The sequence below is a fragment of the Streptosporangium subroseum genome (assembly GCF_900188345.1).
Lineage (GTDB): Bacteria > Actinomycetota > Actinomycetes > Streptosporangiales > Streptosporangiaceae > Streptosporangium > Streptosporangium subroseum.
Map to the genome: position 1 here is coordinate 62,756 of NZ_FZOD01000054.1, position 11,728 is coordinate 74,483.

General features: G+C 67.7%; 12 protein-coding genes. 5 read left to right on the forward strand and 7 right to left on the reverse strand.

Annotated elements, in window-relative coordinates; all coding sequences use genetic code 11:
- Window positions 1–15 precede the first annotated feature (15 nt).
- From CHC08_RS36020 to CHC08_RS36030, 3 genes are all read left to right on the forward strand, one after another.
- Entirely contained in the window at window positions 16–654 is a 639-nt protein-coding gene (locus CHC08_RS36020; protein WP_089211859.1) for a DUF6758 family protein, read from the forward strand.
- 179 nt (window positions 655–833) lie between these two features.
- The gene (locus CHC08_RS36025; RefSeq protein ID WP_089211860.1) at window positions 834–1,553 is read left to right on the forward strand and encodes an MBL fold metallo-hydrolase; all 720 of its coding nucleotides are present in this window, start codon (window positions 834–836) and stop codon (window positions 1,551–1,553) included.
- 6 nt (window positions 1,554–1,559) lie between these two features.
- Complete coding sequence (locus CHC08_RS36030; protein ID WP_089211861.1) at window positions 1,560–2,438, forward strand: RecB family exonuclease; 879 nt, start codon at window positions 1,560–1,562, stop codon at window positions 2,436–2,438.
- Window positions 2,439–2,533: 95 nt separating this feature from the next.
- On the opposite strand, the gene CHC08_RS36035 is transcribed toward CHC08_RS36030, so the two are convergent.
- The 3 genes from CHC08_RS36035 to CHC08_RS36045 form a co-directional block, all read right to left on the reverse strand.
- Window positions 2,534–3,451, reverse strand: coding sequence for an oxygenase MpaB family protein (locus CHC08_RS36035; RefSeq protein WP_089211862.1), 918 nt, complete (start codon window positions 3,449–3,451; stop codon window positions 2,534–2,536).
- A gap of 40 nt (window positions 3,452–3,491) precedes the next feature.
- Window positions 3,492–4,364 carry an alpha/beta fold hydrolase gene (locus CHC08_RS36040; protein ID WP_089211863.1) on the reverse strand — a complete coding sequence of 291 codons (873 nt, stop codon included), beginning with the start codon at window positions 4,362–4,364 and terminating at the stop codon, window positions 3,492–3,494.
- Window positions 4,365–4,464: 100 nt separating this feature from the next.
- Window positions 4,465–6,405: a DEAD/DEAH box helicase gene (locus CHC08_RS36045; RefSeq protein WP_089211864.1), complete on the reverse strand. Its 1,941-nt coding sequence runs from the start codon at window positions 6,403–6,405 to the stop codon at window positions 4,465–4,467.
- Window positions 6,406–6,774: 369 nt separating this feature from the next.
- On the opposite strand from CHC08_RS36045, the gene CHC08_RS36050 reads away from it, so the two are divergent.
- Window positions 6,775–7,422: a ferritin-like fold-containing protein gene (locus CHC08_RS36050; RefSeq protein ID WP_089211865.1), complete on the forward strand. Its 648-nt coding sequence runs from the start codon at window positions 6,775–6,777 to the stop codon at window positions 7,420–7,422.
- 365 nt (window positions 7,423–7,787) lie between these two features.
- On the opposite strand, the gene CHC08_RS36055 is transcribed toward CHC08_RS36050, so the two are convergent.
- The 3 genes from CHC08_RS36055 to CHC08_RS36065 all read right to left on the reverse strand — a co-directional run bounded on the left by CHC08_RS36055 (window position 7,788) and on the right by CHC08_RS36065 (window position 9,036).
- Entirely contained in the window at window positions 7,788–8,027 is a 240-nt protein-coding gene (locus CHC08_RS36055) for a DUF3107 domain-containing protein (protein ID WP_245878773.1), read from the reverse strand.
- A 103-nt stretch (window positions 8,028–8,130) separates the two neighbouring features.
- A complete protein-coding gene (locus tag CHC08_RS36060; protein ID WP_089211866.1) occupies window positions 8,131–8,760 on the reverse strand; it encodes a TetR/AcrR family transcriptional regulator in 630 nt (209 codons plus the stop codon).
- 63 nt (window positions 8,761–8,823) lie between these two features.
- Window positions 8,824–9,036, reverse strand: coding sequence for a hypothetical protein (locus CHC08_RS36065; protein WP_089211867.1), 213 nt, complete (start codon window positions 9,034–9,036; stop codon window positions 8,824–8,826).
- 204 nt (window positions 9,037–9,240) lie between these two features.
- On the opposite strand from CHC08_RS36065, the gene ku reads away from it, so the two are divergent.
- The gene (gene ku, locus CHC08_RS36070) at window positions 9,241–10,137 is read left to right on the forward strand and encodes a non-homologous end joining protein Ku (RefSeq protein WP_089211868.1); all 897 of its coding nucleotides are present in this window, start codon (window positions 9,241–9,243) and stop codon (window positions 10,135–10,137) included.
- 296 nt (window positions 10,138–10,433) lie between these two features.
- Here the strand turns inward: ku and CHC08_RS36075 are convergent, their stop codons facing one another.
- The gene (locus CHC08_RS36075; protein ID WP_143653478.1) at window positions 10,434–10,748 is read right to left on the reverse strand and encodes a hypothetical protein; all 315 of its coding nucleotides are present in this window, start codon (window positions 10,746–10,748) and stop codon (window positions 10,434–10,436) included.
- Between the last annotated feature and the right edge of the window lie 980 nt (window positions 10,749–11,728).

Genomic DNA, 11,728 nt, shown 5'->3' on the forward strand with positions numbered 1-11,728 from the left:
GCAGCGTGAGTAGGCGTGAAAGCCACGCCTATCTGCCCCAGGTGTTTCGGCCCGCTCCGTCCGCCGGGCGTTTGGTCAAGCGCCTGGAGATGCGGCACGCATGGTGACGTCCTGCCCCTGCAGCCGCCGAGACATCCGTCCTCCGCAGCCGTGAAGATGATCACTGATGCCCGCGTCCCCGTCTGGCTGCCGTGGCCCCTGCCCACGGGCTGGCTGGTCACGGGGTTCGCCGACGCGGGCGACGACCGCAGCGGCATCAGGGCCACCGTGGTCGCGCTCTCCGGCCCCTCGCTGACCCAGGGCCCCGCCGACCTGCTGCTCATCGCCGAGGAGCCCGGAGTGGGTCTCGGCGCGGCGTTCGCCGGGCTCGACGCCACCGATCCGGGCACCGGGTTCGACGACGGCCCGCCGCACGCCAAGATCGATGTCAAGGGTCACCCGGCCGCGCTGTGGTGTGTAGGCGGCGCCCCGGACCGGGCGGTCTACGCGGGCGAGGCGCTGGGAAACTGGCTGTGGGCGATCGTCTGGCCTCCGGAAGCGGGCTACATCCTCACCCTGGCCGAACTCTCCCTGCGGGACCTGCGCGACAACGACCAGGCGTTCGACCTGCCCTTCGGCGCGTTCTCCCCGCGGCTGGGCAGCGGGAGTCCCTGAACCGACGGCGGTGATCCGGTCGTTTCGACGGCCGGGTGGAGTGCGGCTGTGACGTCCCCGCGATGTCCTCTGCGACGCCCTTGCGAGATTTGCCATCCCTTGAGTCTCTTGCGCCCCGACGTCATCCGTTACCTCCGCTCGAACCGCGGGGCGGGAGGAAGGCAGTAAAGTTCGGAAGCGTGACAGCGCGTATCGAGCGAGTAGTGACCGAGGGCGTCGTCGACGTAGACGGCGTCGAACACAAGGTCGAGAACAATACCTGGATCCTGGGCGACGATGAGGATGTCATCGTCATCGACCCCGCGCGTGACGCGGAGAAGATCCTGGAGAAGGTCGGCGAGCGTGAGGTGCTGGCGGTTATCTGCACCCACGGCCTGCCCGACCACGTGGGCGCGGCCATCGAGGTGGCGGCCAGAGACGAGGCCGTCGTCGCCCTTCATCCCAAGGACCGGCCGCTGTGGCGGCTGACCTGGCCTCAGACCTGGCCGGACATCGACATGGAGGACGAGGGCCTGTTCGAGGTCGCCGACGTCCAGCTTGAGGTCATGTCCACACCTGGCATCTCCCCGGGCGGTGTCTCGCTGTACTGCGAGGCGCTGAGCGCGGTCTTCACCGGCAAGACCCTGCAGGCGGACGGCCCTGGCAAGATCGGCGGAGAGTATCCCGCACTGGCCGACCAGCTCACCGCGATCGGCGGTGCGCTGTTCACCCTGAAGCACAACACCCGCGTGCTGCCCGCGCACGGGGAGGAGACGACCATCGGCGACCTGGAGTCCCAGTTCGACGCCTGGCTCTCCGGCTCGCTGACCCGCGGCACGGTGGCCGAGGACGAGCCCGAGGGTCCGCTGACCGACGGGACCCGCGCGGCGGGGATCCGGCTGAACCTCCCGGGCGAATAGGCCTTCATGGACCAGCTCCCCTTGGAGGGCATGCCGCGGCGGCTGTACACCTGCACGCCGTCGCGGCTGAACAACTGGCTCGACTGCCCCCGGCGATACCGGTTCACCTACATGGACCGGCCGTCGCCGCAGAAGGGGCTGCCATGGGCGCACAACAGCGTGGGCGCCAGCGTGCACAACGCGCTGGCCGCGTGGTGGCGCGAGCCGTACGAACGGCGGACGCCGGTGACGGCGAGCACCCTGGTCACCGGCAAGTGGATCAATGAGGGGTTCCGCGACGCCGAGCAGTCGACGACCTGGCGTGACCGCGCCCGCGAGATGGTCTCCGGATACGTCGCGAGCCTCGACCCCGCAGGCGAGCCGGTCGGCGTCGAGCGGACGGTGGCCACCCGCACCTCCGTCATGGCCCTCTCCGGCCGCATCGACCGGCTCGACCGGCGCGGGGAGGAGCTGGTCGTGGTCGACTACAAGACGGGCCGCCGTCCCCTGACCGCCGACGACGCCCGGTCCTCGCTCGCGCTGGCCGTCTACGCCGTCGCCGCCTCCAGGGTCATGCACCGCCCGTGCCACAAGGTCGAGCTTCATCACCTGCCGACCGGCTCGATCGTGGAGTGGGAGCACACCGACGAGTCCCTGGCCCGTCATCTGGGGCGGGCCGAGGAGATCGCGACCGAGGCCTCGGCGGCCGACGAGCACTACAAGGCCTGGGCCGGGGTGCGCGTCAAGGGCGCCGACCGCAACCCGCCGCAGGTTCCCGAGGCGATCGACGCGCTCTTCCCGCCCAGGACGGGCCCGCTCTGCTCCTGGTGCGACTTCCGCCGTCACTGTCCCGAGGGGCAGGCCGCCTCGGGTGATCGCCAGCCCTGGGACGGCCTCGCCGACTGACGGCCACTCCGTCCCGGCCACGCCTTCCCCCGCCGCCGTACCGTCCCTCTCCGCACCGTCCCTCCGCCGCACCGTCCTCCGCTCCGCCGGGGTGCTCAGGTGACGCCCGGCGTTCCTTCCGGCCAGCGGCGGGGGTCGGTCAGGCCCCTGAGCCCCCTGCTCACGTCGTAGCCCGCGGCGCCCAGACGCATCCGGGAGGCGGCGAGCATCTCGCGGGTGTACGGCATGAAGGCGCGGTCGTGGACCTGCTCGGGGATCGAGTTCATCGCCGTCCTGAACGTCCTCAGCGCCGCGGTCACGGCGCTCCGCGGCACCTCGGGCAGGACGCCGTACATCTGCCTGGCCCAGGCGGGCAGCGAGTAGTAGCACAGCGCGCCGAAGGGGAAGTATGCCGGCTTGCCCGGGGCGAGCAGGCGCAGCCCGGCGGGCAGGCGCGGCCACAGCAGGAAGCGCACCGTGGAGGCGGACTCGGGGGTGACCTTCAGCCGGGGCCGCATCGCGGCGAAGTAGTCGTCCATCTCCGCGCGTGAGCCGGGCACGTCCTCGGCGTGCAGGCCCACGTAGGTGGCGCTGTGGCGCTGCTCGGCCAGATACCGGTCGGCCTGGCGGTCGCTGAGGCCGAGGCCCGCCCGCCGTGCCACGGACAGGTAGGAGGAGACCTCCGCGCAGTGGACCCAGAGCAACAACTCCGGGTCGTCCACGCGGTGGATCTTTCCCGTGTCGGGATCGTCGATGCGCAGCGTCCGGTGGATCCCCCGGATCCGGCGGCCGATCGCGCCGGCCTCCGCCGGGCTGCCGAAGGTGACCCGGCCCACGAAGTCCGCCGTACGGCGGAGCCGCCCGAACGGATCCTCCTGGAAGTTGGAGTTCTGCCAGACCCCACGCATCGCGAGGGGGTGCAGGGCCTGGAGCATGAGGCCCCGGACCCCGCCGATCCACATGGAGCGGTCGATGTGCACCAGCCAGGTCGCGGTGTGCGGAGGCTGGACGACGATGTCTCTGATACTCGACATAGTAGGTAAAAACGCATGGCTCCCGCCTCCGGCGGGAGCCTCAGCCCTGCGGGCGGGCCTCGGCCGCGTTCCAGAACCGGGTGAGTGCGGCGGCCGTCGTCTCCGGGGCCTCCACCGCGGGGGAGTGGGCCGAGCCGGGGACGACGACGCAGTCGGCGTGCAGTCGGCGGGCCATCTCGGACTGCGTCTTCGGCGGCCAGCCGTCGTCGTGCTCGCCGTACAGGACCAGGGTGGGGACCTCGACCTGGGTGAGCTCCTCCGACCGGTCGGGCGCGGAGAGCACCTCCCCGGTCATGGCGAACATGCCGGTCTGGGAGTTGGCGAACAGTCGCTTGCGCAGGAACGCGATGATCTCGTCAGGCACCCCGGCGGCCAGGGCCTCCGGCTCGATCCGGGTGTGCCAGATGCTTTCGAGGCCGAACTCGGGCAGCTCCTTCATCATGATCCGGCCCGCGCGCTCGCGGGGCCCGATGATCGAGGAGGGGCCCGAGCTCATCAGGGTGAAGGACGCGAACCTGGTCCGGCCGTCGATGACCGCCTCCCGGGTCACCAGACCGCCGAAGGAGTGCCCGACCAGGTGGACGGGACCTCCATGGCCGATCACGTGCGCCAGCGTGTCGATGTCGTTGCCGAGCGCGGCGCAGGTGTAGGCCAGAGGATCGTCGGGGCCGCTCGTCTCGAACTGCCCTCGCATGTCGACGGCGACGACCTGGCGGCCGGACTGGGCGAGCGTCTGCAGGACCGCGATGAAGTCTTCCTTGCTGCCGGTGAGACCGGGGACCAGCAGAGCGGGCCAGCGCTCGGGAACGCCGCTGACGGGCAGAGCCTCAAGCGCGGCGAACGTGCCCACCGCCGTTTCGAGGTAGCGGGAGCGAACGCCAGGCGGCAGGGTCAGAAAACGTGGCGTACTCACGTGGCCCCACGATACCTCTCCTGGTGACATGACTCTGTGCGTCTCTCAATGCGAAAGGGGCGCCACCGATATGGTTGCGCCCCTTTTCATGCTGGTACTGCTAGTTCGACCGACGCGGACCCCGCTGCGGGGTCTGACCCCTGACCGGGGGGCGACGACGGCTCTGCACGCGCTCCGAGGCCGCCGACGGGGCGATCTCGTCGTCTTCTCCCGCCAGGTCCGGCGACTGGAAGATCACAGAGAACGGGCTGGCTGGGATGATCTTCTCGGGCTGCGGCCGAGGCGCGGGGGCCTCCACCACTGCTTCGTTCTCCCAGCGATCACTCACAGGTTCGTCCTCCCATCGCTCCGTCACCGGCTCTTCTTCCCATCGCGGAGTCTCGGCCACCGGCTTACGCCTGCGGGTCTTCTCCACCACGGGCTCCGTACGAGCCTGAACCTCTGTCTCCCCGACGAGACTCACGTCGGGGTTCAGCCCCGCCTTGCGAGTCCGGCCCCGGCGGGGCGCGGTCTCGGCGGGCTGATCGTCACGGATGTCCTTGCGAGGTGCCACGTCCGCCTCCACCTCGGCGAGCTCGACAACAGGACTCTGGATCTCCTCTGCGGCCACCGGCGCCGGGGTCTCCGCGGTGACTCGACCGCGGGAACGACGGCGCTTGGGCGCCTCGGCCGGGGGCGCCTCGGTGACGACGGCCTCCACAGGCTCTACAGCCTTCACAGCCCCTGCACCCTCTGCGGGCGCCGCGTCCTCCGTGGGCTCCTCGCCGATCCGGCCGCCGCGGGTGCGGCGACGCTCCCGGGGAGCGCGGGCGGGGCGCTCGCGGCGCTCCTCCCGATCCTCCTCGGGTCCCTTGCGGGAAGTCGTGCGGGAGCGGATGCGCCCGGTCTCGCCCAGATCCTCGACCTCTTCGGCCGCCAGGCCCGCACGGGACCGGTTGGCGCGCGGTAGCACGCCCTTGGTTCCCGCGGGGATGCCCAGGTCGCTGAAGACGTGCGGGGAGGTCGAGTAGGTCTCGACCGGCTCGGGGAAGTCGAGCGAGAGCGCGTTGTTGATGACCTTCCAGCGAGTGAGGTCCTCCCACTCGACGAAGGTCACCGCGATACCGGTCTTGCCCGCCCGGCCGGTGCGGCCGATCCGGTGCACGTAGGCCTTCTCGTCCTGCGGGCAGTCGTAGTTGACGACGTGGGTGACGTCGTCGACGTCGATGCCCCGCGCCGCGACATCGGTCGCGACCAGGACGTCGATCTTGCCGTTGCGGAAGGCCCGCAGGGCCTGCTCGCGCTGGCCCTGGCCCAGGTCTCCGTGGACGGCCGCGGCGGCGAAACCACGCTCCTTGAGCTGCTCGACGACCATGTCGCAGGCACGCTTGGTCTCACAGAAGACCATCGTGAGCCCGCGCCCGTCGCACTGGAGCAGGCGGCCCACGATCTCGATCTTGTCCATCCGGTGCACGCGCCAGACGAACTGCGTCGTCTGCGTCGTCTCGGCCTCGACGTCGTTGTTCTCGGCCCGCACATGGGTGGGGCGGGTGAGATAACGCCGGGACAGGGCGACGATCTCGCCCGGAAGGGTCGCCGAGAACAGCATCGTCTGCCGCTCGGCGGGGATGAGCTTGATGATCCGCTCGATGTCGGGCAGGAAGCCCAGGTCGAGCATGCGGTCAGCCTCGTCGAGGACGAGCACGTCGATCTGGCTGAGATCGAGGTGCTTCTGCTTGACCAGGTCGAGCAGACGGCCCGGAGTGCCGACGATCACGTCGACTCCCTGTTTGAGGGCCTCGACCTGGGGTTCGTAGGCACGTCCGCCATACACGGTGAGGATCCGGGAGCCGAGCTTTCCGGCGGCCGTCACGAGGTCCTCGGTGACCTGGACGGCCAGCTCGCGGGTCGGTACGACGACCAGCCCGCGGGGCTTTTTACGGTTTTTCCTCGGCTTGCCGACACGTTGCAGCATGGCCACGCCGAAGGCGTAGGTCTTGCCGGTGCCGGTGCGCGCTTGACCGATGATGTCCTGGCCGTTGAGTGCCAGGGGGAGTGCCATTTCCTGAATTGGGAACGGCGCGATGATGCCCTCGGTCTCGAGGGCGTCGGCGATCTCTGGTGTGACTCCGAGGTCTCGGAACGTCGTCAGCTTGGCCTGCCTAAATCTCCGTTGAAGGCAGTCCTGCCGGGACCACGGGCTGAAAAAAGTTTCCCCGTGCCGGGTCCTCGCGGAAGGGCCAGCCCTCTCATGTCATCAGCGACCGCTGCGGCGTCACGCCGACTTTTGGGGGCGTCCAGAAGCAGATGTCCTGGATTAACACAGTGCGGTCGCACTTTCACAGAGCAGTGTACTCGATACCACAACGAGGAACCGATTTCTTAGTATTCCCGCTGAATTGCCGGGCGGGTCAGCTCGTAGGCTGCGTGCATGATGGATTCCCCTCCCGGTGTCGCCGACCTGCTCGGCGTTCTCGCCTACGCCGAGCTGACCGCGTTCCTCCGGTTCGCCGAAGACGCCACGCGGCACGCCCCCTCGCTGACCGATCGGGCCGCTCTCGGCGGTCTCGCGGCGGCGGAATACGCGCATTTCCAGTTGCTCCGTGACCGGATCTCCTCCCTCGGCGTCGATCCTGAGGAGGCGATGACTCCGTTCGCCGGGCCACTGGACGAATGGCACGCCCAGACCGCGCCGGGGGACTGGCTGGAGACCCTGATGAAGGCGTACGTCGGTACGGGGATCGCGCTCGACTTCTACCGGGAGGCGGCCACCCGCGTGGACGACGAGACGCGGGATCTCGTCGAGGAGGTTCTCGCGGACGAGGGGCGGTCACAGTTCGCGGTGGAGCGGGTCAGTGTGGCGATCAAGGAGGACCCCCGGCAGAGCGGGAGGCTGGCGCTGTGGGCCAGGCGGCTGGTGGGGGAGGCGTTGAGCCAGGGGCAGCACGTGGCCCTGGCCAGGCCCGAACTCGCGACGCTGCTGGTGCCTGCGGGAGATGACATCACCCGGATGTTCGCCCGGCTGACCGAGGCGCACGGCAGGCGGATGGCCGCGCTCGGCCTGCCTTCCAGGCCGTAGGGCCTGGGCCGCGAGGTTCGGGGTCCCCGGATTGACGGAAACCGGTCTGCTGATCGAGCCGCGTTGAGCGGCGAACGGCGGTAACGTGCCAGGCATGAGGGCCTCGCGCCGCTACGGCAGTTCCTTGACGAGATGTGGGCCGAATCCCTGGACTTCGCGTCCGGTGCTGCGCAGGGGGAGCGCGGACTGCCCGGCAGTCGGTCTGAGGCGGGATCACCTCCACCGGGTCCGCCGCCCGCGTGGCTGCGGGCTGGGGGCGCGAGATGAGTGTCCCGGCGGCTGAGACGGCCGTACGGAGATGATCCGAGGACCGCGCCATGGCCGGCAAGGGGATGACGGCCTGGCGCGAGCCCTACGGGATCTGTCTAGAGCGTGCCGCCGAAGCCGACGGGACGGGCCTCCTCTTCGCCGATCTCGATGAAGCCGAGCGAGGCGGTGGGGACGAGGACCTTACGGCCGTTGACGTCGGTGATGGTGAAGACGCCGTTGCCGCCCTCGGTGGCGAGGGCCTTGATGAGTTCGCTCTCAACCTGTTCGGCCGAGAAGTCGGTCTCCACGATAAGTTCACGGTGCACCGAACGCACGCCGATCTTGATTTCCATCATGCTCCCTTTCGACGAGGGTTGCTCGCTCCATGGTCACCCCATCAAGGGCATGGCGTGTCGGTTGATCGCGGCAAGCGAACAGATGTCGCCGAAGCCGGCCGTCTCAGTGATCGGCGTTGGTGCGGGGGAAGCCGGAGATGCCACGCCAGGACAGGCGGGCGATGAGCTGGGTGGCGGCGTCCTTGGGAATGGAGCCGTTGCTGCTTATCCAGTAGCGGGCGCTGACCTCGGCCATGCCGACCATTCCGACGCCGAGCAGGCGGGCCTCGTCGCTGGAGCAGCCGGTGTCCTCCTGTATGACCTGGCTGATCATCTCGGCGCTCTCGCGGAGGTTGCGCTCCATGCGCTGGCGGACCGGGGCGACGTTGCGCAGGTCGGACTCGAAAACGAGCCGGAACGCCTCGCCCTGGCTGGAGACGAAGTCGAAGAAGGCGCCGATCGCGGCCTGGACACGCTGCTTGTTGTCCGTGGTCGAGGCCAGGGCGTCGCGGCACCGGGTGATCATGTCGTCCATGTGCAGGTCGAGCAGGGCCAGGTAAAGCTCCTGCTTGCCGGGGAAGTGCTGGTAGAGCACCGGCTTGCTGACCCCGGCCCGCTCGGCGATCTCGTCCATCGCGGCCGCGTGGTAGCCGTTCTCCACGAACACTTCCTGTGCCGCGCTGAGCAACTGGCGGCGGCGAGCCGTCCGGGGCAGCCGGGTGCCCCGGGGCTTGGCGTCCGGGGTAGCGGTCACGGCGGTCTCCTTGAGGGAAGCTCCTGCTGTCTTGATGCTTATCCTACGCGTGGGTAACTCCGGTCAGCGATAATCGTCCTCATCGATGTCGACCGTGCGATTCTGCTCGACGGCATCCGCGGGGTTGACTTCCAAGGGAATGTCGTCAGGCCAGCTTGGCCCGTCTTCGCGCAGCGTGCGATTCTGCTCGGCGGCGTCGGCCTCGGGCGTCTCGACAGAGATCTCCTCGGCGCGTTCGTCGGTCGTTTCTTCTTTGCTTTCGTCGCGTACATCCATCTCTGACATCTTTCGCCCTCCCCGATTCCAGTGAACGCCGGACATCGCCCAGCGTACGACCTCGGGTCCCGCTTGCTGAGAAAGACGGGGCATCGGATTCCCCATGACGGGTATCTGCCTCGTTGGTGAGGGTTTCCATCCGGTCGACGGTATTTCCGAACATGTGCGCGAAACTTGATGGGAAGCTCCAAGTTAGGAGACGCCATGCGGAGCATCTGGAGAGGCTCGGTCGCGTTCGGGCTGGTAACGATCCCGGTCAAGCTGCACGTCGCGACCGAACAGCGCAACGTCACCTTCCACACGGTGCATAGAGAGGACGGCGGCCGCGTCAAGTTCCGCCGGTTCTGCACGGTCTGCGAGGAGGAGGTCCCCTACGTCGACGTGGCCAAGGGGTACGAACTTCCGGCGGGGGAGATGGTGGTGCTCGACGACGACGACTTCGAAGGCCTGCCGCTGTCCACCTCGCGCAGGATCGAGGTGCTCCAGTTCAGTCCGGCCGACCAGATCGACCCGATTCTGCTGAACAAGTCCTACTACCTGGAGCCGGACCCCGTGGGCGTGCGGCCGTACGTGCTGCTCCGTGACGCGCTGGAGCGCTCCGGCCGGGTGGCGATCGTCAAGGTCGCCCTGCGGCAGCGCGAGTCGCTCGCGGTGCTGCGGATCCGGGACGGGGTGTTCGTGCTGGAGACGATGCTCTGGCCGGACGAGGTGCGCCCGGTGGACTTCGCGTTCGAGGAGGAGGGCGTCGACCTCCGGTCCCAGGAGCTGAGGATGACGGAGTCGCTGATCGAGACGATGGTCGCGGACTTCGACCCCGAGCAGTACAGGGACGCCTACCGGGAGGCGCTCCAGGAGGTCATCGAGGCCAAGATCGCGGGTAAGGAGATCATCCATACTGGGGCTCCGGCCGAGGAGAGACCGACGGCCGACCTGATGGCCGCGCTCCGTGCCAGCGTCGAGGCCGCCAAGAAGCAGGCGGGAAGCAGGGCTCCGGCCAGAGAAAGGGCTTCCGCCGACCACGGGGAGAGAGCCGGGCACGACGAGGAGGCCGTCGAACAGGAGAAGGTCCCCCGAAAGCGAAAGGCACGCCACCCGGCATGACGTGCCGCGACGGGGGAAACAGCGGAGCCGCGTGGACCGAGTCTCACGCCGGCATCTGAGGCAGGGTTTCGTGGATTTCATGCCGAGTGCCCGTGCTCTCTGGGGCATCGCAGTTCCTCGGTGAAGAGCGATGATCTCAGTGAGCACGGGCACTCTTTTTTCCGTCTTTCTCCGTCGCGAATCCGAGTTTTCCGCAGTCCCGGATTCAGCCGCGTGTGGTCGATATTCTTCATTCTTCGACTACGTGCTGTGCTCGCGGTGGAGGCTGGTTGTTGTTCGGCGATTAATCAGTGATTTCAGACGTTGTTGTTGTTGTTCGTGTTGTTGACTTCGTCTTCCGCGTCGTTGGTGTTGTTGTTGTTGATGTTGACGTTGAGCTTGAACCGGTGGCTGCGGTGGTGGTGGTTGTAGCAGCTGCGGTGGTGGCTGCGGTGGCAGCAGCAGCCACGACGCCAGCCTCCACCGCCGCCGCAGTTGACGACGCTCGCGCCCGCGGTGACCGTGGCGGTGCCGGCGGTGGCGGCAGTGGTCGCCGCGCCCAGGCTTACGACTCCGCCGGCCAGTGCCGTGCTGAGTGCGAGTCCTGCCATAACGCTTTTGACGTTGGGCATTGCATTTCCCCCTAAAAGGATTGTTTGCCCCGATTTCGGCATTTTCCAGAATGTTTGGAAGTGTCCGGGATGCCGATAATGGGTCGTCCCTGGTTGTCATGGTTTCCTTGGATGTCATGCGACAAACAGACATTGACGGCTTTTACTATCTTCTTATCTCTTTATTGATGATGTTAGGATCTTATTAATGCTTTTGCTGTGAAATGCTTTTTATGTCTGATTTGTCGCGAGGATTGCACGGCGGAGGCACCCTGGAAGCGGAAGACAAGAAATGACGAATGTATGGATATGGGCGATGGATAGGGGCGCATTTAACCTATTTAATCCATTTTGCGCTGAAGCAATCGACGCCTGAGGACGGGGTGCGGCGTCACCACCGCCGTCGTCGAGTTTGAGGTTCAAGCCGTACTGACCGGTCGACACCGCCGGCACCCACTGAACCGTCGCCGACGGCGCGGTGGGCGTGCGCTGACGGCCGTGAGGTCTGGCCCCGAGCAAGGGGGTTCGCCATCCACGAGTGGTCCCCGTCGCGGCCTGGTTCTGTCCGGGAGGGGATGGGCGTGCGTCGTCGGACCAGATCGGGGGCGCGGCGAGGGAGGTTTGGGCGTGGTCGATCGAGGCGGGGTCATGCGGGATTGGAGATGCGGCTTTTCTGCTGAGGATGGCCGGGTCCGGCCGTTTCCTGCCCTCGATAGAGGTGAGAAAAGAATCCGCTTTCTTTCCTTGGGAGGAACTGCAGGAGCTGGGGTTCCCTAAGGGCCGGTGACGCGGAATTTTGGGGGCGCATGCCGAATGCCCGTGTTCACGATGTGATCGTGGCTTCCCTGTGAAAGGCCATGATCTCGGTGAACACGGGCACTCTTCCCTCCGCCGGGGATCCGGGATTTGCGCAATCCCGGATGTTTTCGCGGGTGGCCTACGTGGTTCGGCTACGCGCCGCGCCCCGGCTGGAGGCTAGTGGTGATTCGGCAGTTGATCAG

What these genes read in the sequence shown, in the direction of transcription:
- CHC08_RS36075 (WP_143653478.1), bottom strand. Translation starts at nt 10,748, where the DNA reads ATGCCCAACGTCAAAAGCGTTATGGCAGGACTCGCACTCAGCACGGCA.
- CHC08_RS36030 (WP_089211861.1), top strand. Translation starts at nt 1,560, where the DNA reads ATGGACCAGCTCCCCTTGGAGGGCATGCCGCGGCGGCTGTACACCTGC.
- ku (WP_089211868.1), top strand. Translation starts at nt 9,241, where the DNA reads ATGCGGAGCATCTGGAGAGGCTCGGTCGCGTTCGGGCTGGTAACGATC.
- CHC08_RS36050 (WP_089211865.1), top strand. Translation starts at nt 6,775, where the DNA reads ATGATGGATTCCCCTCCCGGTGTCGCCGACCTGCTCGGCGTTCTCGCC.
- CHC08_RS36045 (WP_089211864.1), bottom strand. Translation starts at nt 6,405, where the DNA reads ATGGCACTCCCCCTGGCACTCAACGGCCAGGACATCATCGGTCAAGCG.
- CHC08_RS36065 (WP_089211867.1), bottom strand. Translation starts at nt 9,036, where the DNA reads ATGGATGTACGCGACGAAAGCAAAGAAGAAACGACCGACGAACGCGCC.
- CHC08_RS36055 (WP_245878773.1), bottom strand. Translation starts at nt 8,027, where the DNA reads ATGATGGAAATCAAGATCGGCGTGCGTTCGGTGCACCGTGAACTTATC.
- CHC08_RS36035 (WP_089211862.1), bottom strand. Translation starts at nt 3,451, where the DNA reads ATGTCGAGTATCAGAGACATCGTCGTCCAGCCTCCGCACACCGCGACC.